At 56.8% G+C, this 26473-nt stretch carries 24 protein-coding genes; 6 read left to right on the top strand and 18 right to left on the bottom strand.

What is annotated here, in order from left to right:
• Positions 1 to 46 precede the first annotated feature (46 nt).
• Positions 47 to 1105: a PRC-barrel domain-containing protein gene (locus tag JWS10_RS03780; protein ID WP_299504927.1), complete on the top strand. Its 1059-nt coding sequence runs from the start codon at positions 47 to 49 to the stop codon at positions 1103 to 1105.
• Positions 1106 to 1268: 163 nt separating this feature from the next.
• Here JWS10_RS03780 and JWS10_RS03775 read toward each other — a convergent pair whose 3' ends face one another.
• The 5 genes from JWS10_RS03775 to JWS10_RS03755 form a co-directional block, all read right to left on the bottom strand.
• Positions 1269 to 1856: a DJ-1/PfpI family protein gene (locus tag JWS10_RS03775; RefSeq protein ID WP_299504925.1), complete on the bottom strand. Its 588-nt coding sequence runs from the start codon at positions 1854 to 1856 to the stop codon at positions 1269 to 1271.
• 56 nt (positions 1857 to 1912) lie between these two features.
• A complete protein-coding gene (locus tag JWS10_RS03770) occupies positions 1913 to 2875 on the bottom strand; it encodes a substrate-binding domain-containing protein (protein ID WP_299504923.1) in 963 nt (320 codons plus the stop codon).
• Positions 2876 to 2920: 45 nt separating this feature from the next.
• Positions 2921 to 3904: an ABC transporter permease gene (locus tag JWS10_RS03765; RefSeq protein ID WP_299504920.1), complete on the bottom strand. Its 984-nt coding sequence runs from the start codon at positions 3902 to 3904 to the stop codon at positions 2921 to 2923.
• A complete protein-coding gene (locus tag JWS10_RS03760) occupies positions 3901 to 5400 on the bottom strand; it encodes a sugar ABC transporter ATP-binding protein (protein ID WP_299504934.1) in 1500 nt (499 codons plus the stop codon). Before JWS10_RS03760 ends, JWS10_RS03765 begins: the two co-directional genes overlap by 4 nt.
• Before the next feature lie 65 nt (positions 5401 to 5465).
• Complete coding sequence (locus JWS10_RS03755) at positions 5466 to 6155, bottom strand: GntR family transcriptional regulator (protein WP_299504917.1); 690 nt, start codon at positions 6153 to 6155, stop codon at positions 5466 to 5468.
• Positions 6156 to 6438: 283 nt separating this feature from the next.
• Between JWS10_RS03755 and JWS10_RS03750 the strand changes: the two genes are divergently transcribed.
• From JWS10_RS03750 to JWS10_RS03740, 3 genes are all read left to right on the top strand, one after another.
• On the top strand, positions 6439 to 7638 hold the full coding sequence (locus JWS10_RS03750; protein ID WP_299504914.1) for an iron-containing alcohol dehydrogenase: 1200 nt from the start codon (positions 6439 to 6441) through the stop codon (positions 7636 to 7638).
• Between the two features lie 10 nt (positions 7639 to 7648).
• Positions 7649 to 9112: an NAD-dependent succinate-semialdehyde dehydrogenase gene (locus JWS10_RS03745; RefSeq protein ID WP_299504912.1), complete on the top strand. Its 1464-nt coding sequence runs from the start codon at positions 7649 to 7651 to the stop codon at positions 9110 to 9112.
• A gap of 324 nt (positions 9113 to 9436) precedes the next feature.
• Positions 9437 to 9955 carry an alpha/beta hydrolase gene (locus JWS10_RS03740; protein ID WP_299504909.1) on the top strand — a complete coding sequence of 173 codons (519 nt, stop codon included), beginning with the start codon at positions 9437 to 9439 and terminating at the stop codon, positions 9953 to 9955.
• A 39-nt stretch (positions 9956 to 9994) separates the two neighbouring features.
• Here JWS10_RS03740 and JWS10_RS03735 read toward each other — a convergent pair whose 3' ends face one another.
• The 11 genes from JWS10_RS03735 to ccoN all read right to left on the bottom strand — a co-directional run bounded on the left by JWS10_RS03735 (position 9995) and on the right by ccoN (position 21977).
• Positions 9995 to 10948, bottom strand: a complete 954-nt coding sequence (locus JWS10_RS03735) for an NAD(P)/FAD-dependent oxidoreductase (protein ID WP_299504906.1) — start codon at positions 10946 to 10948, stop codon at positions 9995 to 9997.
• 155 nt (positions 10949 to 11103) lie between these two features.
• The gene (locus JWS10_RS03730) at positions 11104 to 11604 is read right to left on the bottom strand and encodes a ferritin-like domain-containing protein (protein ID WP_299474938.1); all 501 of its coding nucleotides are present in this window, start codon (positions 11602 to 11604) and stop codon (positions 11104 to 11106) included.
• Positions 11605 to 11693: 89 nt separating this feature from the next.
• Positions 11694 to 13868: a catalase gene (locus JWS10_RS03725; RefSeq protein WP_299504931.1), complete on the bottom strand. Its 2175-nt coding sequence runs from the start codon at positions 13866 to 13868 to the stop codon at positions 11694 to 11696.
• Between the two features lie 355 nt (positions 13869 to 14223).
• Positions 14224 to 14397 (bottom strand): cbb3-type cytochrome oxidase assembly protein CcoS, encoded by a 174-nt coding sequence (gene ccoS / locus JWS10_RS03720; protein ID WP_299504903.1) that lies wholly within the window; start codon positions 14395 to 14397, stop codon positions 14224 to 14226.
• A 3-nt stretch (positions 14398 to 14400) separates the two neighbouring features.
• Positions 14401 to 16587 (bottom strand): heavy metal translocating P-type ATPase, encoded by a 2187-nt coding sequence (locus tag JWS10_RS03715; protein WP_299504900.1) that lies wholly within the window; start codon positions 16585 to 16587, stop codon positions 14401 to 14403.
• Between the two features lie 3 nt (positions 16588 to 16590).
• Positions 16591 to 17058, bottom strand: a complete 468-nt coding sequence (locus JWS10_RS03710) for a FixH family protein (RefSeq protein WP_299504898.1) — start codon at positions 17056 to 17058, stop codon at positions 16591 to 16593.
• A gap of 1 nt (position 17059) precedes the next feature.
• Positions 17060 to 18478 carry a cytochrome c oxidase accessory protein CcoG gene (ccoG, locus tag JWS10_RS03705; RefSeq protein ID WP_299504895.1) on the bottom strand — a complete coding sequence of 473 codons (1419 nt, stop codon included), beginning with the start codon at positions 18476 to 18478 and terminating at the stop codon, positions 17060 to 17062.
• A gap of 87 nt (positions 18479 to 18565) precedes the next feature.
• Entirely contained in the window at positions 18566 to 19435 is an 870-nt protein-coding gene (gene ccoP, locus JWS10_RS03700; RefSeq protein ID WP_299504894.1) for a cytochrome-c oxidase, cbb3-type subunit III, read from the bottom strand.
• Positions 19435 to 19626 (bottom strand): cbb3-type cytochrome c oxidase subunit 3, encoded by a 192-nt coding sequence (locus JWS10_RS03695; protein ID WP_299504892.1) that lies wholly within the window; start codon positions 19624 to 19626, stop codon positions 19435 to 19437. The genes ccoP and JWS10_RS03695 overlap by 1 nt, the downstream gene beginning before the upstream one ends.
• Positions 19627 to 19636: 10 nt before the next feature.
• A complete protein-coding gene (gene ccoO, locus JWS10_RS03690) occupies positions 19637 to 20362 on the bottom strand; it encodes a cytochrome-c oxidase, cbb3-type subunit II (protein WP_299504890.1) in 726 nt (241 codons plus the stop codon).
• Between the two features lie 13 nt (positions 20363 to 20375).
• A complete protein-coding gene (gene ccoN / locus JWS10_RS03685; RefSeq protein ID WP_299474911.1) occupies positions 20376 to 21977 on the bottom strand; it encodes a cytochrome-c oxidase, cbb3-type subunit I in 1602 nt (533 codons plus the stop codon).
• A 301-nt stretch (positions 21978 to 22278) separates the two neighbouring features.
• Between ccoN and JWS10_RS03680 the strand changes: the two genes are divergently transcribed.
• Positions 22279 to 23133 carry a universal stress protein gene (locus JWS10_RS03680; RefSeq protein ID WP_299504888.1) on the top strand — a complete coding sequence of 285 codons (855 nt, stop codon included), beginning with the start codon at positions 22279 to 22281 and terminating at the stop codon, positions 23131 to 23133.
• 27 nt (positions 23134 to 23160) lie between these two features.
• Here the strand turns inward: JWS10_RS03680 and fnrL are convergent, their stop codons facing one another.
• Together fnrL and JWS10_RS03670 are read right to left on the bottom strand one after the other, a co-directional pair.
• Entirely contained in the window at positions 23161 to 23907 is a 747-nt protein-coding gene (fnrL, locus tag JWS10_RS03675; RefSeq protein WP_299504886.1) for a transcriptional regulator FnrL, read from the bottom strand.
• Between the two features lie 228 nt (positions 23908 to 24135).
• Positions 24136 to 24795, bottom strand: a complete 660-nt coding sequence (locus tag JWS10_RS03670) for a VPLPA-CTERM sorting domain-containing protein (protein ID WP_299504884.1) — start codon at positions 24793 to 24795, stop codon at positions 24136 to 24138.
• Positions 24796 to 25490: 695 nt separating this feature from the next.
• Here JWS10_RS03670 and JWS10_RS03665 point away from each other — a divergent pair.
• On the top strand, positions 25491 to 26225 hold the full coding sequence (locus tag JWS10_RS03665; protein WP_299504882.1) for a response regulator transcription factor: 735 nt from the start codon (positions 25491 to 25493) through the stop codon (positions 26223 to 26225).
• Positions 26226 to 26473: the final 248 nt, after the last annotated feature.

The following is a 26473-nucleotide window of genomic DNA, read 5'->3' as shown; positions in this document are numbered from 1 at the left end:
CAGCGCATCTCTGCGTCATCGAAACATACATCAACTGGAGATGATGATGAAAAAACTTATGCTTTCCACGGCGGTTTTTACCGCTCTTGCGGGTTCGGCTTTCGGGCAGGACGCAGGCAGCATGTTCCGTGCGGCGATGGATCCGATGAATGTGCGCGCGTCCGACTTTATCGGAATGCGGGTTTATGCGTCCGAAGCGCCGCTTGATGCAACCGAGTATGCGGGCGCTCAGGAAGGGTGGGACGACATCGGCGAGATCAATGACGTGGTATTGTCGCGGGACGGAAAAGTCGATGCCGTGCTGGTAGATATTGGCGGTTTTCTGGGTGCAGGTGAGCGTCAGGTCGCCGTCGGCATGGAGGCCATCAAGTTTGTGAGCGACAGCGCCACCGGTGATGCACCAGATGACTTCTTTCTGGTGATGTCCGCCGCGCGTGCCGATCTCGAAGCCGCGCCAAACTACTCGATGAACAGCGATGCGGTGGCACCCGCTGCGGGTACAGCTGGAACCGACACCACAGCTGGTACGACCACCGCCGCTGGCACGGATGCCACTGCTGGTACTGACACTACGGCGGGCACAAGCACCACTGGTGGGGCTGGTTCGGCTGTCGGCACCGATAGCACTGCGGGTGGTACCGATGCCACTGCAGGAACAGGCACTGCGGCGGGTACGGGTACCGCGGCGGGTACAAGCACCACTGCGGGAACTGATGCGACTGCGGCGACTGGTGCCACCACCGGGACCGACAGCGCCGCTGGCACAGACACCACTGCGGGGACGGCCACCCGTCAGCCGATGGCACGCGAGGGTTATGAGATCGCCGATGCCTCTTATCTGACCTCGGAAAGCCTCACCGGTGCGAGCGTTTACGACGCAAATGACGAGTCAATTGGCGAGGTCGCCGACCTCGTGCTGTCGGCGGACGGCAAAGTGACGGATGTGGTGATTGATGTTGGTGGCTTCTTGGGGATGGGCCAAAAGCCGGTTGCAATGAAGCTGACCGACGTCGATATCCTCCGCCAAACCCAAGGCAACGATCTGCGCGTCTATGTGAACCAAACCAAAGAACAGCTCGAAGCCATGCCAAACTACGAAAACTAACCCTTCGATCAAGAAACACTCAAAGGCTCGCCAAATGGCGAGCCTTTGTCGTTATTAAGCACGCAATGCAGCCGGAGAGAAAAAGGTTTCCTTTAGCACACAACGTGGCGAGCCGATGGCCGTCAGGCAAACCGTGTCGACAAACGGCCACATGTGTTTGCAATCAGTTATGAGTAATCTCGGTTCCAAGCACCTTCATGCATTCCCGCATGAAAGCGCCAAGACCGGTCCAGCCTTTTGCCGAAACCATGGTGCCATCGACATAGGCTTCATAGGGATTGACGTCGATGTAGGTGCCTCCGGCGAGGATCACTTCCGGCTCGCAAGCGCCAAGGGCCGCAACCTTCTTGCCGCGTATCACGCCATCGACGGCAACCAAAATCTGCACACCGTGGCAAATGGTGAAAATCGGCTTCTGCGTGTCGTGGAAGTGGCGGACCATTGCTTGAATCCGCTTATCTGTACGGATGTATTCCGGCCCGCGCCCACCAGCACAGTAGACCGCATCGTAGTCGTCGAGCACAACTTCTGAGAAGGTCTTATTGATCTCGATCAGATGACCGAAGCGTTCAATGTAGGTTTGGTGTCCCTCAAAATCATGCAGCGAGGACTGGATACGTTCGCCTTTTTTCTTGTCGGGGCAGATGACGTGGACAGTGTGGCCGACGGCTTCCATCCCCTGTTGGAACACAAAGATTTCATATTCTTCGGTGAATTCACCGCAGAGCATCAGGATTTTTTTACCGGGCATTTCGTTTCTCCTATGGATTGGTAGAGCGGGCGCCCGGTTACGGGCGCCTGTGATTATCAGAACGGCGAGTCGGGGAAATAGAACTGATCGGCGTTCTCGGGGGTGATCAGCGGCGCATCCAGTTTGAAATTACCGCGCATCGGCGCTTGGCCGACGAACTGGGCAGCCGCCATGTAGATCGCCGATTTGATCATTGATGGTGGGTATGGGGTCGAGATTGGCGTCATCGGGTCTTTGTCCATGACCATCTTCACCACATCCTTCATGCCGTTGCCGCCAAGTGCGTATTTAATCTCTGTCCGGCCCGATTGCTTCACAGCTTCCAGCACGCCCAGCAGCATGTCGTCATCGTTGGCCCAGACCGCATCGATTTGCGGGTACTTGGCCAGATAGTCCTGCATCAGCGTGAAGGCTTCGTCCTTGTTCCAATTGGCATATTGGATATCAAGGATTTCGATTTTCGTGCCTTTGATGACATCCGTGAAGCCTTGGATGCGTTCATCATCAATCACTGTGGGAATGCCGCGCAGAACGACGATCTTGCCTTCGTTGCCCAGTTTTTCCGCCAACCATTTGGCAGTATTTGCGCCAACTGCAATGTTGTCACCCGCGACATACAGATCTTGGATCGACGGGTCAGCCAAGCCGCGGTCCACCACGGTGATGAACGTGCCATTCGCTTTGACCTGTGCGACTGGGCCGGTCAATTCTTCCGAAGTGAAGGGCAGAATAACCAGCGCGTCGAGCTTTTGGCTGGCAGAGAGATCCTCTAGTGCCGAGACTTGCGCTTCGGCAGAAGGTGAGGTTTTCACGATCACATCAATGTTCGGAAAGGCGGCCTCGATTTCTTTTTCCGCCTGCTCGGCATGATAGACTACGCCGCCCGTCCAACCATGCGTCGCGGCTGGAATTGAAACAGCGATAACCTTCTTATCTTGGGCAAATGCGCCGGTTGCGGCCATTGCCAAAATGCTGGCAGCGGTCACAAGCCCGAGCGTCCGTCTGGTGATGGTTGTCATTGGTAGTTCCTCCCTTTGAAAAATAATCCCGTCCCTCCCGGACGGTTATTTGATGAAGCGATGGGCAAGCATCGCCAGAATGATGATCACCCCCTGAACGGCAGCGACGAGGTATTCGGAAACCAAGTTTGAAAGCACCATCAGGTTGGCGATCACTTCAAGGATCAGGGCACCCGCCACTGTCCCCCAAATCCGTGCCTTGCCACCGCGCAAAGCTGTTCCGCCGATCACCACGGCTGTGATGACCTGCAGTTCCCAAAGCTGCCCGGTGGTGGGTGTTGCAGCACCAAGGCGCGGAATGTAGCAGATCGCCGCTATGGCAACGCAGAGACCCTGGATCACGAAGGCCATGGTGCGGACTTTGGCCACAGATACGCCAGAGAAGCGCGCGACATCGGAATTTGACCCGGCAGCCATGCAGCGGCGGCCATATTTTGTCCGGTACAGAATGAAGGCCCCAATCAGCACCACGATGAGCGTCAGAAACACTGGCACCGGGATGCCAAGCACGTTGCCGAAATAGACGGGCCGATATGGATCACGCAGCGCGCGGTCGATCGGAATAGAACCGCCGTCGGACATCCAGGTGATCAAGGCGCGGAAAATGCCCATGGTGCCCAAGGTCACGATAAACGGCTCGATTTTGCCGACCGTGACAATCAGGCCATTCAGCAAACCACAAAGCGCCCCGACGACTAGGCCGATCCCGGCACCGGCGAAGATTGCGTTCGATCCCATCGACGGTTCCAGCCGGTTCATCGTCATGATCATGATGCCGGTCACGAAGGCCATCATTGAGCCAACCGACAGATCCAGCCCGCCGGAAGAAATCACAAAGGTTGCGCCCACGGCGATGATCGCCACAAAGGCAGATCGCGTGACGACATTGGCGATGTTAGTGCCGCTCAGAAAGCTGGAATTGATCAGTACGCCGATTAAAACTACCAGCGCCAAGGCGATAAATGGCCCGGTATCGGCTAGGCGGATACGGCGCGGCCCGGCGCTTGAAGGTGCGATCGCGGCTGTCATGGGTGTGTTCCTCTTGCAGCATGTGCCTCGCCGCTGGTTGCGGCATAGACGACGTTTTGTTCAGTGATCTGATCGCCGGTAAGCTCTGCCACGATCCGCCCACCGCGCATGACCAACACGCGGTCAGACAACCCGACGAGTTCCGACAATTCGGATGAAATCACGATGCAGGCTTTGCCAGAGCGGACCAGTTTGTCGATGAACTCGTAAATCTGGCTCTTGTTGCCGATGTCGATGCCGCGTGTCGGCTCGTCGATGATCACGACAGCCGGGTCGGTCAACATGACCTTGGCGAGCAACAATTTTTGCTGGTTGCCGCCCGATAACTGGCCTGCATCCAGATGCACCGATCGGACGCGAATATCGTAGTCGAGGACAGCTTTATCCAGTGCAGTGGTCTCTTTGCGTCGATCCAAGGTGACCCGTCCATGCACCGTATCCAGCGCTTGAAGCGTCAAATTGCTGGCGAGGGGTTCGTCCAGCAACAGACCTTTGCCCTTGCGATCCTCGGTCAGGTAAACCAACCCCGCCGCCTGCCATGCCGCTACCGACCGATGCGACATGACTTTGCCGTTTATCAAGGCACGCCCCTGCGACGGGCGCAGGCCAATCAACCCTTCGCACAATTCGGTTCGGCCAGAGCCGATCATGCCGCCAATGCCCAGCACCTCGCCGGGTTGGACAGCAAAGCTGCCCTCTACTGCCCCATGATCCACAACGAGATTTTCGACCTTGAGCAACGGCTCTGCCGAAGATGCATGGCGTTTGGCCGGATAGAGCATGTCGAGCTTGCGGCCGACCATCAACTCGGCCATGTCGCGCTGCGTCAAGCCTTTTGCAGGCCAAGTGCCGATCATCCGGCCATCACGCAATACCGTTATGCGGTCAGCCAAAGCCTCAACCTCGTCCAGCCGATGCGAGATATAAAGCACGGCCACCCCTTGATCGCGCAGGCCGCGCACGACGGCCAACAGTGCTGCAACCTCGTCATTGGCCAGAACCGCCGTCGGCTCGTCGAAGATTACGACCTTGCGCGGCTCCAGTAAGGCGCGGGCGATCTGCACAAGTTGCCGCTGCGCAAGCGGCAGATCGTCCACGCGGTCCCGCGGATGGCAATGCGCACCGATAGAGGCCAGAACCTTCGCTGCACGGTGGTTCATCTCACGGTCATCAACCATGAAGCCGCGCGACACTTCGCGACCCAAGAACAGATTTTCTGCAACCGTCAGGTCGGGAGCGAGCAGGATTTCCTGATGCACCAGCACGACGCCTGCTGCCTCCGCAGCCACCGAGGTATCGAATTGGACGCGTTGACCCGACATTTCCAGATACCCGGCACTCGGCGCGGTATAACCGGACAGCAGCCTCATCAAAGTCGATTTGCCGGCGCCATTTTCGCCAATGACTGCATGGATTTCACCCGGAAGGATTTCCAGCGCAACGTCCGACAGCACCGTGATCGGTCCGTAAGATTTGGACAACGCTTCCGTGCGCATCGTGGGAGCGTTCGCAACCAACTCTGCGGATGCCAAGCCAAAGGTGGGTAATGCCTCGGTCATAATCATTCGAACGCGGACAACAGGCGGTCGCGAGAGCGCAAGACGTGATTGCGCATCGCAGCCTCGGCGGCCAATGGGTCGCCCGACCGGAACGCGACCAGAAGATTCTCGTGTTCTTCGAGCGCCTCTTGTGTAACGCGTGAGTGAAACATCAGACGGAATATGTGCAGATGCACATGCTGATTGAATAGGGTGAGGCGGATCACATCATTTCCGGCGATCTTCAGGATCGCATCATGAAAATCAGCATCCGCGCGGGCAAAGCGGGAATAACGGCTGGTCCTATCAACCGGAGCCGCCCCGTTGCCCATGTCAGCCGCAGCATCTTCCAGCAATTTCAACGACTCGGGCGTCATATTCAGCGCAGCAAGCCGCGAGCCTTCCGGCTCTAGCAGCAGGCGGAACGTGTAAAGGTCGTCGAACTGCTTGCGCGTCAGTTGTGGAGCAGCCGAATAGCCGATCAAATGTGCCTTTCGCACCAGACCTTCACGTTCAAGAAGCGACAAAGCTTCCCGAACAGGGGTTTGCGACACATCAAGATCACGGGCAATAACGTCGATTGGGATGCGCGCGCCGGGTGCGATTTCAAGCGACATCAGGCGTTCGTAAATGTTGTTGTAGACCCCATCAACGATGCTCACCGGACGCACTGACGCCGTTCGCTTGCCCGCTCGATCTGCCGCCATACCCATTTCGTCACTCCTGCATCTTCGACTTGACACAAGCGACTGAGTCGCAAATATGGTATCAAATGTCAAACACAATATCATATACGATCCGATATAGGATTATAGCCTGCCCTCAGTTGCGCGGCTCTCGCCCAACTGAACAGGTCCATCCAATAGCAGTGTCGGGCGACGGGACGCGCATCCGCCGCGCCACCGCCCAGCGAGGCGGGGTCGATGTGCGCGACCAGCTTGATGAAAGAATTGCGGGCCCTGTTGGCCGCCTGACCCAGTACTAGAGGAATAAACCATGGAATATTTTGGCACCATCAGAGCGCCGCGCGAGATAGTGTTTGGTTCAGGGCAGCGCAGAACCCTTGGAGCGATTGCTGCAAAATTGGGTCGGCGGGCGCTGATGGTCACAGACGTTCGGCTCGCCGGGGATCCCGATTTTCTTGTGATGCTAGAGGAGTTGCAGGCGGCCGGATTGATTCTGCGCGTTGAAAGCGGCACGCTGCCGGACGTTCCTGTGCAATCTGCCATCATCGCTGCGGATGCCGCGCGCGGGTTCTCGCCAGATTTGGTGATCGCGGTGGGCGGCGGCTCGTGCCTCGATATGGCAAAATGCGTCGCCCTTTTGATTTCGCATGGTGGACGCCCGCAAGACTATTACGGCGAGTTAAAGGTGCCGGGCCCGATTTTGCCGTTGATTGCCGTTCCGACCACGGCTGGAACGGGTTCGGAGGTGACTCCCGTCGCCGTCTTGTCCGATGCCGAGCGCAGCTTGAAAGTGGGAATTTCCAGCCCACACCTGATCCCAACGGTGGCGATTTGTGACCCGGATCTTACGCTGACCTGCCCCCCGGGCCTGACTGCCATCGCAGGGGCCGATGCTTTGACTCATGCTATTGAGGCATTCACTGCCACCCGTCGCCCAGTGACCACAGGGTTGACGCAAGAACGCGTGTTCATCGGGAAGAATGCGATTTCGGACCAGTTTGCGTTGACGGCAATTTCCCTGCTGTGGAAAGGGCTGGAGGCGTCTTACATCAACGGTGCGGACGCGACGGCCCGCGCGCAGGTGATGCAGGGTGCCACATTTGCGGGTCTTGCTTTTGGTGTCGCGGGGACAGCTGCCGCCCATGCAATTCAGTATCCCGTGGGGGCGCTGACCCATACCGCCCACGGTCAAGGAGTGGCCTGTTTGATGCCGTGGGTGATGGAATGGAATCGCCCCGCTATAGGTCCAGAGTTAGAGCAGATCGCCAGCGCTATTGGCGTAGGCACTGCGGATGAGGTGATCCCAGCCATAGCCGCGCTGTTCGCACGGATCGGAATCCCGCCGACGCTTGCGGCACTTGGCTTGGCCGAGGATCGCATCGCGTGGGTGGCCGAGCAATCCTGTGGGATAGAGCGGCTTATTCAGAACAACCCGCGCGCGCTCAGCCGCGCAGATATGCATCTTTTGCTGACGGCCGCCTTTAAGGGCGACGCCAGCCTCATCAACTAAAGGAAAGACAATGAGCCTCGATTCCCCCATCGGCGCGTTTGCTGAACCCGGTACACATGCCAAAGGATTGTTCATCGGTGGTGAGTGGCTGCCGGGTCATGGTATTGCGGTGGTGAACCCATCGACTGCATTGGTACTGGCCGAGGTGCCGGACGCTACGATTGCTGATGCCATACGTGCTGTCGATGCGGCGGACGCCGCCGCGCTTGGATGGCGGGCTACCCCCGCCCGGCAGCGCGCTGAAATTCTGCGCCGCTGGTTTGTGCTGATGACTGAACACGCTGAAGATCTCGCAATGCTTATCTCGCTTGAGAATGGCAAAGCCTTGCCGGACGCGCGTGGCGAGGTGGCTTATGCCGCCGAATTCTTCCGTTGGTACTCAGAAGAAGCGGTTCGCATCCCCGGCGAGTTTCGCCATGCACCCTCTGGGGCGCATCATATCCTTGTCGACCATGATCCGATCGGAATTTCTGTGTTGATCACGCCATGGAACTTTCCAGCGGCGATGGCGACGCGCAAAATCGGCCCTGCATTGGCTGCGGGATGCACTGTAATTCTAAAGCCTGCCTCTGAAACCCCGCTTACAGCTTACGCGATGGCGAGACTGGGCGCAGAAGCGGGAGTGCCTGCAGGCGTTGTCAATGTGCTGACGACAACGCAACCCAGCCCTGTTGTCAGCGCCATGTTGGCTGATCCGCGCGTACGCAAGCTGTCTTTCACCGGATCGACCGGCGTGGGCCGCACCCTGTTAGCCGAAGCTGCAAAAACCGTCGTGTCCTGCTCGATGGAGTTGGGCGGCAATGCGCCATTCGTGGTGTTTGACGATGCCGACCTTGAGGCCGCGCTTGATGGCGCAATGATCGCCAAAATGCGCAACGCAGGAGAAGCCTGCACTGCTGCCAATCGGTTTTATGTACAGTCGGGCATTCATGATGCCTTTGTTGCGGGCCTGACCAAACGCATGGCAGCGCTGAAGATTGGGGCAGGCACCGATCCCGCGACTCAAGTGGGTCCGATGATCACCACCAAGGCTGTGGTCAAGATTGACAGGTTGGTGAGCCAGGCCGTCGCGCGCGGCGCACATGTAACGACGGGGGGTTCCCCCCTGCCCGGCTCAGGTTATTTCTATCCGCCCACTGTTATCGAAAATGTACCCCACGATGCGGAAATCGCCCATGAGGAAATTTTTGGCCCGGTCGCACCGATCTACCGCTTTGAGACCGAGGAACAAGCCATCCGGCTGGCCAATACCACCGAATACGGGCTTGCGGCCTATGTGTTTTCGCGCGACCTTTCGCGGGCGCTGCGGGTGGGCAAGGGTATTGAAGCTGGTATGGTCGCAATCAACCGTGGCCTGATGTCTGATCCGGCGGCACCGTTTGGCGGCACAAAGCAAAGTGGCCTGGGGCGAGAGGGTGGCGTCACCGGCATTCTCGAATTCATGGAGCCGAAGTATTTCGCGGTAAACTTTTAGGAGCACTGATGCAGGATCTCTACCGCAACCGCGATTTCATCCCCGACTTCGATGCGATCATGCTCGAGACCGCTGCAAGGTCGCGCGAACTTGCGGCACGTGTAGAAATCAAAGCAGACGTCGCCTATGGCGCGTCTGTGCGAGAGCGGATGGATATCTTGTTGCCGCCAAGTTTGGCAAAGGGCGCGCCGTTGCATATGTTCATCCACGGTGGGTATTGGCGCGCCGGGTCAAAAACAGACCATCATCTTGTCGCAGCGCCGGTACTCGCGGCGGGAGGTATCGCGGCGATTGTCACTTATGATTTGATGCCGGTAACGCGCCTTGGGCGGCATCGTTGCTCAGATACGCGCGGCCGCCCATCATCTATTGGCAATCGCACCCGACCTTGGGGCCGACCCCGCCCGCTTTACTGTCAGCGGTCACTCTGCAGGCGCGCATCTGGCGAGCTATCTTGCAGCGATCGGCCCGAAGGAGGCAGCACAACCGCCAAAGCTTCCACCAATCCGAGGGCTTCTTCTTGTCAGCGGTATTTATGATCTGTCGGGCATTCCCAGCAGTTTCCTGAAAAACGAAGCGAAAATGAGGGAAGCAGAGGCGGCGGCTTGGTCGCCCCTGACGTCGTTACATCTGCCGGTGCCCAAACGCATTGTAACGCGGGGGTCGCTTGAAACCTCCCCGTTCCAAGATCACGCTGCTGCATTATCCAACATGCTTCAAAGCAACGGGCAACCCTGTATTTTACGGTCGGAACCTAATCTGAACCACCTGACGATTGTGCTGTCGCTGGCCGATACAAAATCCAAGCTGGGCGAAATCTTGTCGACGCTGACGATCGACTGAACGGTTACGTTTAAGGTGGTGGATAAAGGCGCGGTAAATCTATATTTCAGCGAGACTCTTTCGGATACGTCTTAAAGTCATAGATGGATATCGGCCAAAAAGATCGTTGCGAATTGCAATTGCCGCAACTGACCCTTGGCCCATCGCATTGGTAATCTGATCGAGACCGAGCACAACGTCGCCGGCAGCGTAGAGGCCAGCAATACTGGCCCGCTGATGCCTGTCGACGCTCACATAGCCATCTTCGGTCAATTCCGCGCCGACCATTTCCGCCAATCCAGACCTGACATCTGAACCAAGGGCAAGATAAACCGAGCTAAACGATGTTTTGCTTTCGGCTGTTATAACGGTCACTGCATCGTCGTGGTACTCGTAGCCTGCGATCGGTCCGCTGATTGTTTTAATGCCGAGAGCTTCAAGCTGTGCGCTTTGATCGCAAGAAAGATCGTGACGAGCGTCTGGTGAAATAAACGTAATATCGTCAGTAAAGCTTCGCAAAAATACGGCTTCGCCAATGCCTTGATCGCCAGTGCCGATCACTCCAATACGCCGATCAGTGATCTCGTAGGCGTCACATACCGGACAATACCGCATTAGCCCGCGTGCAACCGCTGCGTCGTGATCCACATCCGGCATGGCAGGACGGCGATTACGGACACCCGTGGCCAAGAGAACAGATTGGGCGCGTATGACATTGCTATCGCTAAAGCGGAGCACAAAGACATCATTGGTTTTGACAAGCGCTTCAACATGGCCTGTCTGAATGGTGACATCGTATTTGCTCGCCTGCGACCGCATTCGGGCAAGCAGATCGCTTCCCGATATGCCGTCGGGAAAGCCGGCCTGATTGCGGGATAGCGGAATCATAGCGGCGCGACTGTGTCCGTCGTCAACCACCGCCACACTGAGGTGAGAGCGCGCAAGGTAAATCGCAGCCGTCAGCCCCCCCGGCCCGCCGCCGACGATTACGCAGTCATAAATCTGATCTTTCATGTCGCCGAGCCATTTGGCCTAAAACGCAGAGTTGCTGGCTAATCACAAAATTTCGGCGGTCCCACCTCGCGGTACGACGAAGGGCGCTTACTTCCGACATAAAGAAAACCAAACCCGCGCGTGGCGGGTTTGGTGTTACAAGTCAGTCGACCAGTTCAAGCGGCCTTGTCCAGAGCAGCCTCGTTAACGGAGGTGTCGGCAAGCTGTGTCAGCGCCTCGTCAGTCGCTTCCTCTTCCTGAAGCGTTTGCATCAGCAACTGTTCCGCATCAGTCATCCCCAAACAGGCCGCCCAAGCGCGCAGCGTGCCATACCGGGCCATCTCATAATGCTCGACAGCTTGGGCCGCTGCGACCAGTCCCGCGTCCAGCGCTGGAGCGCCTTTGAACGATTCCATAACTTCTTCGCCCTCGTCGATGATGCCATCAATCGCAGGGCAAGTTTTAGCCTGTGGGCGCTTGCCGATGATCTCGAATATCTGAGCAAGCCGTTCGATCTGAACCTCAGTCTCGCCGCGGTGTTTTTCAAAGGCCGCCTTTAGATCTTCGGACTGAGCTGCCCGCATCATCTTTGGAAGCGTCTTCAGAATGCGGCGTTCTGCATAATAGATATCACGGAGGGTTTCGTGAAACAGACCTTCAAGGGTTGGGTTTTTCATCATTACGTCCTTTCTTGGTGACACGGTTGTAGGTGCTAGACAACGCGCGGTTTTGTGTGTGGTTGCGCGGCCTAGCCAGGTTTTGATCATTAAGCCGTCGGTGCCAAAGACTCGGCATCTGCTTCGCGTGGAAGCGCGGTGGTGCGCGACCACAACCTCAAAGACCGACAGGCCACGAGAAAATCGGCCGCGGCTCCGGGGGCAGTCAGGTCGGTGTAGCCTTCGTCTTGCACGATGCCTGCGGCCGAACTCAGAAGGTCGTCCACACCGTGATGTCCGATGAATTTTGCATGGTTATGCGCATCGCTCAGGAATTCCTGGGCCGCGGGGTTACGAGCGAGCGATGCTTGCGCATCACCCCCCAGTATAGCCACAGCATCAAACAACACGGACTTGGCACCGCGAAGCAAGTGATCGGCGCGCACAAACGAGCCATCTGCGGCAATCGCACCGCCGACGCGCACGCTGATAACTTCCATCACACCGCCTTCAGCGATGGTTTCGGCGGCCAATTCTCCAAGCACATCTCGGTCGAACCCATCCGCAATGATCACGCCCAGTTTGCGACCGAGGAACATATTGGGCGGCGTGCCCAAGATGCTGAGTGCTGGCGAAAGATCCAGATCACGCGCAGGCACCGCTGTGACGGCGGGGGTCGGCATATCTCTGAAGCCCAGACCGTTGGCGACTTGTTGGGCCAAATCTTCGTCAATGTTAAGCAGATGCGCCACCATTCGCTTGCGGATATCGAGCATTTGACACTTGCTCAGTTCAAAAACGAGCGCATCCGCAATGTGATGTTGTTCGATTTCGGTCTGGCTTCGGTAGAACAGACGGGCTTGGCTGTAGTGGTCTGCAAAGCTTTCAGGCCGCAGCCGCTGCTTGGAACCTTCCGGCGACCGGGCTGCGAAACTGACATAGCCTTTGAGAGGATCTTCCCGCGGACCGTCCGAAAATCCGTTTGGCTCGTAATTCACTCTGCCTTTGCGATTTTGCGTCTGCATGTGACCGTCTTGATGATAGTTATGTACCGGACAGCCGCGCGGTGCATTGATCGGTATTTGCGTGAAATTCGGCCCACCCAAGCGCTTTAACTGCGTATCGAGGTAGCTGAAATTTCGGCCCTGAAGCAGCGGATCATCGGTAAAATCGATGCCGGGGATCACGTTCTGCGTGCAAAAGGCGACCTGTTCGGTTTCCTGGAAGAAGTTGTCCACCATCCGCGTAAGAGTCAACGTCCCGATTTCTACGAGGGGGATTATTTCTTCGGGAATAATCTTTGTCGGGTCCAGAATATCAAAGTCGAGCTTGTCCGCTTGCGTCTGCGTGAACACTTGCACACACAGGTTCCACTTCGGATGGTCCCCATATTGTATTGCATTCCACAGGTCGCGGCGATGGAAGTCGGGATCCGCGCCGTTGATCTTGACAGCTTCATCCCAAAGCACCGATTGCAAACCAAGATGGGGTTTCCAATGAAACTTCACGAAAGTGGACTCGCCGCTTTCATTCACAAACCGGAACGTGTGAACGCCAAACCCTTCCATCATCCGAAAGGAGCGCGGGATGGTCCGGTCCGACATCTGCCACATCACCATGTGCATTGATTCGGGCGTCAGAGAAATGTAATCCCAAAACGTGTCATGGGCAGATTGCGCCTGCGGAAAGCCCCGATCAGCTTCAGGTTTGACCGCATGCACTAGATCAGGAAATTTGATCGGGTCTTGAATAAAAAACACCGGAATATTGTTACCAACTAAGTCCCAGTTGCCTTCTTCGGTGTAGAACTTGACGGCAAATCCCCGCACGTCACGTGCTAGATCCATCGAACCCTTCGCTCCGGCGACGGTGGAAAAACGCACAAAAACCGAGGTCTCTTTGTTCTCGGCCTGAAAGGGTGCGGCTTGGGTTATGCCCGGAATGGGCTTTGTGCAGATAAAATGGCCATGCGCACCGTAACCGCGGGCATGCACGACACGTTCCGGAATACGCTCATGGTCAAAATGGAAAATCTTTTCCCGCAGCACAAAATCCTCAAGCAAGAGAGGTCCGCGATCGGTTGCTCGTAACGAATTCTGGTTGTCGGAAACGCTTACACCCTGCGAGGTGGTTAGCTTGTCGGCACCATCCGCCACGGTCTGATGAAGTTCACCACCCTGCCCGCGTGACGGCTGTTGATCTGATGTGGTGATATCAACCTTCTGCGTAGGTGCAGGAACGGTGCTGTAGCGGAAGCCGGCGGGCTTGGAAGCGGAATCGGTCATCAAATATCTCCGGGGTGCAGGAAATGCCGTATTGAAAGTCGGCGAGGCGTATGCAGAACCAAGTTCGCCGCAATAGGTTCCCAGAATTATGGACGGTCGATGTGGACTTCTAAATTGCCGCCCAAGTGTGCAGGTAACCGCTTGCTGGCCATTGATGCCGAAGTAGTTTTGCGATGCTGGCGCGGAGCGAGCTGGAATTTCGGTACCCAATAAGCAGTGTGCGCAATCAGCAAGCTGTTGAAATGCCCTATCTAAAACGAGCTGGGCAGCCGTTGCGGACAGCGACGCCTAGTGAAGGACCGTCCAAAGCCCACCACATTATTCGGACAACGTAGCGTTACACCTCAGCTTATGATTACGCAGACTTGGATTGCGGTGCTGGATGGTCTTCCCAATCCGGTTTCAGGATGCGGTTGGCATCGCCGAGCGGGTCTTCGAATTGCCGATCTTTCAGCGCCCAAAAGAACGCTGCAAGTCCGATACCGCCAAGCAACAGGGATGCGGGGATTAAGTAGATCAGAATGTCCATCTTTCACCTTAACCGCAGGGCGTTCAGTGATACGGTTATCGACGAAAGTGACATCGCCAGTGCTGCCGCAAGCGGTGACGCCAATCCGGCAAGCGCCAATGGCACTGCCACGATGTTATAAGCTGCAGAGATCGCAAAGTTTTCCTTGATCCTGCGCCGTGCTTGCGACGCTATCCTAAGCGCATCGACAATCGGGGCCATATCCTGCCCCAGCAGCACAATATCGGACGCGACCCGCGCCGCATCTAGGGCCGAAGCCGGGCTGATCGACACATGCGCAGCCACCAGCGCCGCAGTGTCATTCAGACCGTCACCTACCATCAACACTTTATGCCCATGCGCAGTCAGCGCCGCCACGCGTGCCGCCTTGTCAGTGGGCAAGGCGTTCGCCGTCCAGTCGGTTATGCCGAGTCGTGCCGCCATTGGAGCAACGGCGCCTTCGCCATCGCCCGAGAGCAGAACGACCTGCTTGCCTTGCGCCATTAGCGCGGCTACCGCGACCTCGGCTCCGGGGCGGAGGCGGTCGGTGAAGGCAAAGGCAAATGTCGCACCGTTCAGCATCAAATACGTTGCCGTTACCGAAAGCGGTGTGGCCCCGACCCAAGTCGCGCGGCCAAGTCGGGCAAGCTCGCCTTGCCATTGCCCCTCAACACCGTATCCCGGCACTTCGTGTAGCGCGGTTAGTACCGCAGGCCGAATGCCTTGCGCCGCTGAGTGGGCCGCCAGCGCCACTGCCAGCGGGTGCGATGACGCAGCAGCCAAGGCCATGGCAACGGATATAACCTCTGCGGGATAATCGCTTAGGCCCACCGGCTCTGGCAGTCCAAGCGTCAGGGTGCCGGTCTTGTCAAAGACTACAGTGTCTACCTCGGCAAGCCGTTCCAGTGCGGTGCCGTGCTTTATCAAAAGCCCTTTGCGAAACAGCTTACCCGACGCCGCCGTTACCACCGCAGGCACTGCGAGGCCCAGCGCACAAGGGCAGGTGATGATCAGCACTGCCGCCGAAATATTGATGGCAAAGCGAACGTCGCCCCCGGTTTGCCACAGCCAAAACACAAAAGCTCCGCCAGACAGCAAATGCACAAGAGGCGCGTAAATCTGTGCAGCGCGTTCGGCCAAACCGGTGTAGAGCGTCTTCGCGCTTTCGGCGACGGCTACCAGATCGGCCATTTGGTGCAGCGATGAATCCCGCCCAGCCGCGGTGACGCGCAGTGTCAGAGGGCCGGTCAGGTTAACTTCGCCGGCGCTTACCCTGCTGCCAGGCCCAGTATAGACGGGTAAGGTTTCGCCGGTCAGCAGTGACCGGTCCACCTCGCTGGCCCCGTCCATAACCACGCCGTCGACGGGCATGCGTCCGCCGGGGCGAACGCGCACCAGATCACCGACCACCACCTGAGCCAGAGGCAGCACGATCTCGGCGCCCTCCCGTAGAACCTGCGCGCGCGGCACCTCTAATGCCGCGAGATGCTCGGCGGCGGACCGTGCCACAGCCCGCGTCCGGTGATCAAGGTAGCGCCCCGCTAGCAGGAAAAACGTCAAAGACACCGCCGCATCGAAGTAGGCATAGCGCCCGCCCATCACGGTTTCGAACAGCGACATGGCGCAGGCCAGTATCAGCGCGAGACTGATCGGTACATCCATTCCAAGCCTTCGTGCCTTGATACAAGCCCAAGCGCTGCGAAAAAATGGCTGACCGGCGAAGGCCACGGTCGGCAGCGCAATAATCGCGGAAATCCAGTGGAACAGTTGCCGGGTGGCATCTTCGGCACCCGACCAGACAGCCACCGACAACAGCATCACGTTCATCATTGAAAAACCCGCAACGCCGAGCCGCATCAACAGCTCTTGGCTCTGTCGGTCGGTCTCGGTCGCGGAAAGCAAGCCTGCATCGAGTTCGTGCGCCTCGTAGCCCAACCGCGCGAGATTGAGGATCAGGCGGTCGGCGGTAACATCGGCGTCCGCATCGACGCTAACGCGGCGCAAAGACAGATTGACCCGCGCCGATCTCACGCCGGGCAAGTTTTCCAGCCCATGTTCGATCGTCGTCATGCAGAGCGCGCAGTGCGCGGTTGGCAGCGACAGCATGAGGCGGGTTGATTGCGGAGCGGCAAGCGAGGCCAGACGTTCCGCAGATGGCACCACGGCGCAGGCGGGACAGGCCATTAGCGAGGGATGTTCGACGTAGGTCATCGGTTAACCTTTCACGAACAGGTCGATGCGCTGCCTAAACGCCGTGCCGTCGGGTGCTGTGGCTTGCACACGCAGCATCCATTTGCCCGGGTGAAGTGCCAACGGGGCAACGAATACCCCGCCATCTTGCACAAAAACGGGTTGGGTGTCATCGCGCGCCTCGGTGGTGCGACCGACCAGCACATCAAGCCCTTGTACGTGTGCAGCCAGCCCTTGTGCATCCCGAAACGTCAGCAGCAGATGGCCCGCGTCATAGCTGGTCGCAAGTGTCCATCCAAGCCGTTGCTGCGCCTTGCGGTCGGCGTCAAAGGTCTGGCTGGCAACGTAAGAATTACTGACTTCCAGCCCCGGAAAGGTGGAAACTGCCTGATATGCCAGCGTAATATTCACGCCGATAATTACGGAAAAAGCGCAGACCGTGATCGCAAGCACATGGCGGCCGGTCAGTTCGCGTGCGTCAACTTGCGCCATTTCAGTCGCCTTTTCCATTGAAAATCGTGTCAGCGTGAATGCGGTCGTTGTTGCCCAGATCTTCCACCCAGAGGCGCAGGTCGGTGCGGTCTTTGCCCGCCGCTTCTGACCCTGACGGGGCGACGACGTAGACGCGCTGCGTCGTGGTCGCATTGCCCGGCACCGTGACCGTCTGCGAGACGTGGCCTTCCAGTGACAACTCAAGCGGTTGGTCCGAAGTCAGAGAAATGCGAAATGTCCGCGGCTCGCCGTGCTTGTTCAGCAACCGCAAATCATAAGTATTGCGGATCGAACCGTCCGACAAAGTAACCAGAATGGGATTGCGCAACGGCGTTACGTGCAGCCCGATGTCGGACTGCAGAAACAGGGCGAGCACTAACCCGACGCCCACAGCTGACCAAAGCGCCGTGTAAAGGATGGTTCGGGGTCGCAGGATATGCTTCCATATCGCTCTTTGCGGGCTGCCGCTGCGCTCTAGCACCTCATCGGTCAGCGCAAGGTAATCTATCAAGCCTCGAGGCTTACCGATCTTTGCCATCGTGTCGTCGCAGGCGTCGATGCACAGAGCGCAGGTTATGCAGGCAAGTTGCTGGCCGTCGCGGATGTCGATACCCGTGGGGCATACATTGACGCAGGCCATGCAGTCTATGCAATCGCCAGAGTCTGTCACAGACGCATTGCCGCGCGGTTCGCCGCGCCATTCGCGGTAGGCGACGGTTATCGTATCTTCGTCCATCATAGCCGCCTGAATGCGCGGCCAAGGGCAGGCGTAGATGCAGATTTGTTCGCGCATGAAACCGCCAAAAACAAATGTCGTGGCAGTCAGTCCGGCGATTGTCAGCCATGCAGCGGGATGGGCTTGCAGGGTGACGAGATCGCGCAGCAGGCCTGGCGCGTCAGCAACATAGAAAACCCATGCTCCACCAGTAGCCACTGCGATCAGCAGCCAAGCCGTCCATTTCAGCGCCCGTTTGCGGGCTTTGGCCCAGTTCCAACTTTGGCGATGTAAGCGCAACCGCGCGTTGCGGTCCCCCTCTACCCAACGTTCGACAAGAATAAAAAGGTCGGTCCAGACCGTCTGCGGGCAGGCATAGCCGCACCAGACCCGGCCAAGCGCCGACGTGAAAAGGAACAGGCCCAATCCCGCCATTATCAGCAAACCGGCGACGAAATAAAACTCGTGTGGCCAGATCTCTATCATGAAGAAAAAGAACCGCCGCCCGCCCAGATCGATCAGCACCGCTTGATCAGGCAAGTTAGGGCCGCGGTCCCATCGCAACCACGGCGTGATATAGTAGATGCCCAGCGTCAGGCCCATTATCCACCATTTCAGAGTGCGAAACCAACCTTTTACCCGACGCGGGAAAATCGGCTCTCGGGCAGCATAGAGACTGGGTGGATGTGTGTCGGGGCTGCTCAAGGGAGGCTCCACGGTGAGAGGCTGGAGAGAGAGGCAGTATGGGATAGCTTACTAATCGACATTTTCGGTAACGAGGTTCTCGACGGATTACTCGCCGCCGCCCAAACCATGAACATACACCGCAACCGACCTAATATCGGCTTCGGAAAGCCTGGGGGACCAGTTGGGCATTACGCCGAAGCGGGCGTAGGTGATGGTATGGGTCAGCGCGGTTACGTCACCGCCATAGAGCCAGATTGCATCGGTCAGGTTAGGCGCGCCAAGGTCGCGGTTGCCCAGTCCGGCCTCGCCATGACATGCGACACAATTATCGGCAAAGAGGGCGGCACCGCTGGCGGCAAGGACGGCGTCATTGCTTTGGCCCGAGATAGAGCGAACATACTGGACCAGTTGAGCGATCTCGTCACCCGTCAGAATTTCGCCGAACTTTGGCATTTCGGAATAGCGCGCGTCAGAACCGGTCGTGTTACGGATGCCGTTGGTGATGGTGGTGTGGATGCTGGCGATATCGCCTCCCCACAACCAATCGTCATCCAACAGGTTGGGATAACCCGCAGCTTGCACGCCCGCCGCGCCCGATCCGTGACATTGTGCGCACCATGTGCGGAACACTGAGGCGCCGACGTTGGTGGCATATTCGTTGAGCTTTGGTTTATCGGCGATTTCAGACAAATCGGCTGCGACAAGTTGCGCGCGGATCGGGGCATTTGCATCAGCAAAAGCTTGGATCTCGGCCGCGACTGCCCCCCTTGTCGAGTAGCCAAGCAGGCCCGGCGTGGCGCGCGATATCATCGGCCATGCGGGATATAACACGCTATAAACTAGCGCAAATGCGATGCAGGCGTAGAACGTCCACAGCCACCAGCGCGGCAGCGGATTGTTCAGCTCCTCAATGCCATCCCACTGGTGGCCGGTGGTGCCGACCTCTGGGGGTTTTTGGGCAGGTCTGCGGCTCATCAAAGTTGCTCCGTTTCGGCTGCGTCACTGGCGGGCCGGGAGTCGTTGCGAAAAATTGCGCTGGCGACTGCATCATGCGTTTTGCGGCTGCCGGGGCGAAAAGCCCACAAGATCACGCAAATAAACACGATCGTCAGGGCCAGCAGCATCCAGCTGTCGGCAAATTCACGCAGCCGGCTATAGGTGTGCATGGTGAGCTCCTTACCGATTGGCGTCTGGGGTGAAAGTGGAAAAATCCACCATGGTGCCGAGAATTTGCAGGTAGGCGATCAAGGCGTCCATTTCTGAGATGCCGGGCTGGCCGTCAAAGTTGCGGGACTGTGCGCCGGAATAGCGCTCTTGCAGCCCAGTATAATCGAGGTTGGGGTCTTCTTGGGCCGCGAAGTCTAGCCGCGCGTTCTGAAGCATCTCGTCGGTGTAGGGGACCCCGACCATGCGGTGAGTGGCCATCAACTCCTCGACGTAGGTGCCGTCAATCATTTGGTTCAGCAAGAAACCGTATTTCGGCATTACCGATTCCGGCACAACCGACTGCGGATCGGTGAGATGATCGACATGCCAGTTGTCGGAATATCTTTCCCCCACACGGGCGAGATCAGGCCCGGTGCGTTTAGACCCCCATTGAAACGGGTGGTCATACATGGATTCGGCCGCCAGCGAATAGTGGCCATAACGTTCGACTTCGTCGCGCATCGGGCGGATCATCTGGCTATGGCAAACGTAACAGCCCGCCCGGATATAGATGTCTCGGCCCGTGAGTTCCAAAGGCGAGTAAGGGCGTACCCCCGCCACCTTTTCGATGGTGTTCTCCAGATAAAACAGCGGAACAATTTGCACCAGTCCGCCAATGCTGACGACCAGAAAGCTTAGAACCAGCAACAAGGTAACGTGGCGTTCGATAGGCTTGTGACGATCAAGGATGGACATGTGGCTTCCTCGTTTATTCGGCAGGGACGGCGACGGGAACAAAATTGCGACCCGGCACTGAAGTCACGGTTTTCCAAAGGTTGACGCACATAATGATGCCGCCTGAGAGGTAGAGAATACCGCCAATGCCCCGCACCACGTTCATCGGCCACTTAGCAGCCACGGTGTCGGCGAAGGCATTGACGAGAAATCCGTTGGCATCGACCTCGCGCCACATCAGGCCCTCCATGATGCCCGACACCCACATCGCCGAGGCGTAGAGAACGATGCCGATGGTGGCCAACCAGAAATGCCAGCTGACCAGCGAAAGGCTATAGAGCCGGTCACGGTTCCACAGGCGGGGCGTCAGGAAATACAAAGCACCGAAGGTAATCATCCCGTTCCACCCCAGAGCGCCGGAATGAACATGGCCAATCGTCCAGTCTGTGTAGTGGCTGAGCGAGTTGACAGCCTTGATGCTCATCACCGGGCCTTCGAAAGTGGACATCCCGTAAAAACCGATGGCGACGACCATCATACGCAACACCGGGTCGGTGCGCAGCTTGTCCCAAGCCCCCGAAAGCGTCATCAACCCGTTAATCATGCCACCCCAGCTTGGCATCCAAAGCATGATCGAAAATACCATGCCGAGGGTTGCGGCCCAATCGGGCAAGGCGGTGTAGTGCAAGTGATGCGGACCGGCCCAAATATACAGGAAAATCAGTGCCCAAAAGTGAATGATGCTCAGCTTGTAGCTGTAGACCGGACGCTCTGCCTGTTTAGGCACGAAATAGTACATCATTCCGAGGAAGCCGGCGGTCAGGAAGAAGCCGACGGCGTTGTGACCGTACCACCACTGCACCATTGCGTCCTGCACACCAGAGAACACCTGCACCGACTTGGACCCGAAGACAGACACCGGGATCGAGATATTGTTGAACACATGCAGCATCGCCACGGTGATGATAAACGAGAGGTAGAACCAGTTGGCGACGTAGATATGTGGCTCGCGTCGTTTGATGATCGTACCGAGATAAACGGCGAGATAAGCAAGCCACACCACCGTCAGCCAGATATCGACATACCACTCAGGCTCGGCGTATTCTTTTGATTGCGTTGACCCGAGCAAATAACCCGTGGCGGCCAGCACGATAAAAAGATTGTAGCCCCAGAATACGAACCACGCCAGATTGCCGCCCCAAAGCCGCGCGGCGCTGGTGCGTTGAACGACGTAGAAGGACGTGCAGATTAGGGCATTGCCGCCAAAGGCAAAGATAACGGCAGAGGTATGCAGAGGACGCAGGCGGCCAAAGTTGGCGAAGCCTTGTGCCCACTCAAGATTAAGCACCGGAAACGCCAGCTGAAAGGCGATTATCACCCCTACCATAAAGCCGACGACGCCCCAAAACGCCGTGGCCACTACCCCATAGCGTATGACTCCGTCCATATACTGATCTTGACGGATAGGTATACGCGGTTCACCCGCACGACGGATGACCCATAAAAACAGGCCGCCCGCCACCAGCATGATAAGCTGCGCGTGTACCATGTAGGCCATATCGCGCGCAAAGTTTGCCGCAATGGCTGCGAGAAGCGCAACCAGACCTAGCGCGGTCAACTTGAGATAATCCGTCATTCCGCATCCCTCTGTCTCGCGCGGTACCGAACGAAGAAACTGCGCCTTGTCGCAGCAGAGGTGCGTCATCTTGCGACTAACAGCCTTGATCCATGTCAAGCGGGCCAGCTTTTCGTTACTCAATCAGCAAATGAATAAGGGGTGTCTGGCGAATAACTGTCAGGTCGGCGACGATGCCCACAATTGGCTGTTCGCGGATGCCTTTGATCCACGTCAATGCAAGGGGTGCCGACGACGCGATAGTGTGGCGGAAGACAGTCGTGGCGTGACGCCTCGGCCAATGCACCGAAGGGAAATCGCCATGGCCTATAAATCGCTTCTCACTGTTGTTACTGATCCTGCCACAGTTACACACACCTTGGCCGCCGCCATTGCCCTAGCACGGCGCGAAGACGCGCATCTGGATGTGCTTTGCGTCGGGGTCGATAACAGTCAGGTTGGGTATTACTACCCCGGTTCGGTGGCGGTGATATTGCAGGATGAAATTGAACGAGCAGAACAGGATGCGGCGACGCTAGCAGATTTGGTCAACACACATTTGATAAATGAAGGTTTACGTTGGTCATCTGAAACCGCGATTGCTTATCTTGGCGCTGTCTCCGACCTAATTGCCGGACGCGCGCGCTACGCAGATTTGGTGATCTTGCCAAAACCATACGGCAAAAACGCATCGGTTTATGCGGAAACCGTGCTTGAAGCGGCGTTGTTTCAGGGACAAACGCCAGTGCTTGTGGTTCCAACCGCAGGTTTACCGGTAACGCTCGGGAATATGACGCTTGGCCAAGAAATTGTTGTCGCATGGAACCAAAGTTCCGAGGCATTGGTGGCGGTGCGGTCTGCATTGCCGCTGCTGTGTGCCGCAAAGCACGTCACGATTGCGATAATTGACCCGCCGACTCGCAGTTTTGAGCGGTCTGACCCCGGCGGCGCATTGGCTCAATTGTTGGCCCGCCATGGCGTTCACGCCGAAGTGACGGTGCTCGCCAAAACGCTGCCGCGTGTGACAGATGTGCTGAACCGGCTGATACGAGACAAAGCGGCAGATCTTTTGGTGATGGGTGCCTACGGCCATTCGCGGTTTCGCGAGGCAGTGCTTGGTGGTGCCACCCGCGACATGCTTGAATTGGCCGAAATCCCGGTGCTTATGGCGCGTTGAACAAGTGCGGCCTTAGGCACGGACATTTTAGCTATGCATCTCCATGACATCGTCTGATCCTGCCTCGGCGATAAGACGGCGAAGATCGGGCACTATTACATGGCGAAGACCCTGCAACACGATTACGCGGTCGTTTCGCAGGGCCGTGATCTGGCGACTGACGGTTTCCAGCGTCAGACCAAGGTAGTCGGCCATAGCGGTGCGCGTCAGTGGCAAGTCAAAAGCGATCGATCTTGCCGCAACCGCTTTGGTTAGCTCTGCATCACGACGCGCGATTATCCCAAGCAGGCTCGCAATCTTTTCGCGCGCAGTCTTGCGACCCAGCAACAGCATCCATTCCCGCGCGGCGTCCAGATCATCTAGCGTCATCGCAAGCAGGCGGTGGGCAATATGCGGCGTGCGGACCATCATAGCCTCAAATTCTTTCTTGCGAAAGCAACACATTAGAAGGTCTGTGACAGCAGTGACGTTATACGGGGTTGTGTCGCGGCCGGGCCGCCCGACAAAATCCGACGGAAGCATCAGACCCACCATCTGCGTGCGCCCGTCCTCCATAGTCTTCGTTAATGTCGCAACGCCCGTTACGACAGACGCGACAAAGTTCATTCGGTCTCCGGCCCAAATCACGGTTTGCCCGGCCTCAAAACTGCGATAAAACTTGATGTCCTCCAGAAGGCGGAGTTCGTCAGGTTCGCACATCGCGCAGATTGCACGGTAGTGAATCGGACAGTTGGCGCAATTTTGCTGAAACTTCAGGTCCGTGTATAATGACATTTGGACCTCCCAGTTTATCATTAACAGCTTCCGAAAGGCCGGGAAACTGAAAGTTCCAGCAAACCATCAAATAAGCCGCTGCGACACTTGCACGGCGGCGTGATCTTGCCGGAAAGTCCAAGGCGGGAATGGAACCGTCGCCTTGCGGCCCATGTGCTTTGCACTGCGAGCAACGGCCCCGATGGTTGACAAGGGGGCCGTTCATTCGAGCTGATGTGACGCGATGCGTCAGAGCAATGAGGCGCTTCGCTTTTTCCTCAGGCTGCCGAGTAGGGCGATGCCACCAAGGCCCGCTAGGAGCATGAGGCCCGAAGCAGGTAGCGGAACCGCTGCCACGTCGGTGCGTGTCACGGTAACTTGGTCCAAGGATAGATCCCCCTCGGTGAAAGTCTTGAAGGCATTCGAGACACCGTCGTAATCTTTAAAGGAGAAGGAGCCTATTTCGCCTGCCGGAATGTTGGCAAAAAACGATGATTCTAAATTGGTTGGGATGAACTCGGAAAAAGACGCAAAGATGGCTTGAAGATAACCGCCCTTGAACGAGCCATCATTCCCCACCGTGCTATCCTGTGCAACAAGGGCGAATTGATCGAGCAGATTGAATGAATCATCTTCGATGTAATAACTGCTGCCAAAGGATCCCATCACGGATTGTGATTGGCCGTTGATCGTCAGAACCGCCGATGTAGTGGGATTAGCGGCGCCGTAAGCGGTCCCGCCCTTGAGTTGATCATTCTTACCGTTCAAGGCTGTTCGCGTACCAACCGCAGTATCGTAGATATAGGTGAGCGTGTATGCCAACCCATCAAGGGCCGATCCACTTCCCTGACCGAATATCCCGCTCTGGTCGGTCGATTTAGAAACGCTACCACTGAATTCGACCTTCATGGTTGCCGAAGAGCTGGGGGCCGCAAACCCAACCATTATTACTGCGGCGCAGACCGATGATCTGAACATATTGTATTCCCTATAAAAATCGCATTTTGCTCCCGGTGCAGAACCGGGCGCCAAGTTAATGAGTTTAAATAATTATCACTGAGTACACGCGCCTAATGCCACCACATGTCAAGCAGTTTCGCTGGGGACGTCGCGCTGGACAGGCGACGAAACGGCAACGTATCCGCAGCATAGCAAGCGCTCTAGACTTATCTTTCAACCGTTTTCGCCGTCGACCGTTTCAGCCGTTTCGTCTCGGTCGGTGACTCAGGGGACATTATCTTGCCGAGGATGTTGGGCTGATTTTCGGCCTAGCGGCCAATCTAGGCTTTAAGCGTGCCGTCCTTGCTGTGGTCGATGTAGAGCGCCCTTCTGGGCGTCCGTAACTTTGACTCTATCATGTCATACCACTTGTTTCCCAGTCAGGGAATAAAAACGGAGACGATAGGCTCAGGATAACCGCATTTTGCACCAACCCGAGCAGCAACAGCAAATCAAAGTTTACGCTTCCTTGAACTTATGTTAAAGTTTTCGAATGTACCGCTCTGGTCGCGCCTAAGTATTGGTCTTCATGTTTAACTTTCCTTCTTAGTTCTTACTAATTGCTGAACAATTTTAAATTTTATTCAGCGCCTTGGAGGATTTTTGTGAGGAAAATTTATCAAGTATCAGTTATAGACTCTGATTCTCTTTCAAGCGAAGGCGTTAAGCACGCTTTAAGTGGGCGTGGGTTCCACATCGTCAACCGCTGGAGATCTGTTAGCGAAGCAATCGACTGCGCACCACCCGCTGTCAACCTTGAGGCAATACTGTTGAATCAGGCAAAAAATGCGCTGCCATGTGAAGAGACGGTGACGGAGCTTCGGCGAGCATATCCGGGATCTCGGATAGCCCTCATTGGAGAGTCCTCTGATCCAGATCGCATTAGGGATGCAATAAAAGCTGAATTTGATGGCTTTATTCTTGAAACGATCCATATTGCGGCTTTTCCAAAAGCTATCGAATTATTGATACTTGGAGAGCGGGTGTTTCCACCCCTGCCGCCTGACGCGTCGGTGAAACAGCCCCCAGACGGCCGCTTGAACCCCACAACTTCAGCGCTTGAAACGCTGTCTGCAAGCGAAATGCGCGTGCTCGCATTGCTTGCAAATGCAATGGCTAACAAGGTCATAGCCCAAGATCTCGGGATTTCGGAGTCGACGGTCAAAGTTCATGTGAAGGCCATTTTGCGAAAGACCGGTTCGCGAAACAGAACAGATGCCGCGCTTTTGGTACAAGGTATCGGAGCCAAGCCATACCTTGATGAGCTGGCAAATAAGAAGCTAAATGGGGTTATAAAAGCTCCGTCGCTGGGTAGGGCGTCAAGCATCGAGAGATTTTAGGTTGTGTCAAGGCTGATTGCGAATATACAAAACGCACGTTTTACCGCTGCTCGACAAATGGCGTGTCTCATCTAATGAAGCGGTGTGGGACAGGCGAATCCTTTGGCTATCGCAAATCTTACGCTCACCGCAAGGATTGCTTTGCTGTCGCGGCCCCCCCAACGAAAATGACGCAAATGACTATTTGATCGTTCAAAGCTGATGGCTCTATCGTGCGCTCGCGAGTTGACTATTGAGGTTTAAAAATT

It is taken from the genome of Cypionkella sp. (genome assembly GCF_028290025.1).
GTDB lineage: Bacteria > Pseudomonadota > Alphaproteobacteria > Rhodobacterales > Rhodobacteraceae > Cypionkella.
Note: the sequence above shows the minus strand (reverse complement) of the source record. Positions and strands in the feature narration are given on the sequence as shown.

Coding starts and splice junctions, on each gene's coding strand:
- JWS10_RS03695 (WP_299504892.1), bottom strand. CDS start 19,626: ATGCACACCTATAGCCGGCTGCGTGAATTTGCCGACAGCTGGATGCTG.
- JWS10_RS03750 (WP_299504914.1), top strand. CDS start 6,439: ATGGAATATTTTGGCACCATCAGAGCGCCGCGCGAGATAGTGTTTGGT.
- JWS10_RS03780 (WP_299504927.1), top strand. CDS start 47: ATGAAAAAACTTATGCTTTCCACGGCGGTTTTTACCGCTCTTGCGGGT.
- JWS10_RS03715 (WP_299504900.1), bottom strand. CDS start 16,587: ATGACCTACGTCGAACATCCCTCGCTAATGGCCTGTCCCGCCTGCGCC.
- fnrL (WP_299504886.1), bottom strand. CDS start 23,907: ATGTCATTATACACGGACCTGAAGTTTCAGCAAAATTGCGCCAACTGT.
- JWS10_RS03765 (WP_299504920.1), bottom strand. CDS start 3,904: ATGACAGCCGCGATCGCACCTTCAAGCGCCGGGCCGCGCCGTATCCGC.
- JWS10_RS03680 (WP_299504888.1), top strand. CDS start 22,279: ATGGCCTATAAATCGCTTCTCACTGTTGTTACTGATCCTGCCACAGTT.
- JWS10_RS03670 (WP_299504884.1), bottom strand. CDS start 24,795: ATGAAGGTCGAATTCAGTGGTAGCGTTTCTAAATCGACCGACCAGAGC.
- JWS10_RS03725 (WP_299504931.1), bottom strand. CDS start 13,868: ATGACCGATTCCGCTTCCAAGCCCGCCGGCTTCCGCTACAGCACCGTT.
- JWS10_RS03730 (WP_299474938.1), bottom strand. CDS start 11,604: ATGAAAAACCCAACCCTTGAAGGTCTGTTTCACGAAACCCTCCGTGAT.
- JWS10_RS03710 (WP_299504898.1), bottom strand. CDS start 17,058: ATGGCGCAAGTTGACGCACGCGAACTGACCGGCCGCCATGTGCTTGCG.
- ccoS (WP_299504903.1), bottom strand. CDS start 14,397: ATGGACATTCTGATCTACTTAATCCCCGCATCCCTGTTGCTTGGCGGT.
- JWS10_RS03745 (WP_299504912.1), top strand. CDS start 7,649: ATGAGCCTCGATTCCCCCATCGGCGCGTTTGCTGAACCCGGTACACAT.
- ccoN (WP_299474911.1), bottom strand. CDS start 21,977: ATGACGGATTATCTCAAGTTGACCGCGCTAGGTCTGGTTGCGCTTCTC.
- ccoP (WP_299504894.1), bottom strand. CDS start 19,435: ATGAGCCGCAGACCTGCCCAAAAACCCCCAGAGGTCGGCACCACCGGC.
- JWS10_RS03735 (WP_299504906.1), bottom strand. CDS start 10,948: ATGAAAGATCAGATTTATGACTGCGTAATCGTCGGCGGCGGGCCGGGG.
- JWS10_RS03755 (WP_299504917.1), bottom strand. CDS start 6,155: ATGGGTATGGCGGCAGATCGAGCGGGCAAGCGAACGGCGTCAGTGCGT.
- JWS10_RS03760 (WP_299504934.1), bottom strand. CDS start 5,400: ATGCGCACGGAAGCGTTGTCCAAATCTTACGGACCGATCACGGTGCTG.
- ccoO (WP_299504890.1), bottom strand. CDS start 20,362: ATGTCCATCCTTGATCGTCACAAGCCTATCGAACGCCACGTTACCTTG.
- JWS10_RS03770 (WP_299504923.1), bottom strand. CDS start 2,875: ATGACAACCATCACCAGACGGACGCTCGGGCTTGTGACCGCTGCCAGC.
- JWS10_RS03775 (WP_299504925.1), bottom strand. CDS start 1,856: ATGCCCGGTAAAAAAATCCTGATGCTCTGCGGTGAATTCACCGAAGAA.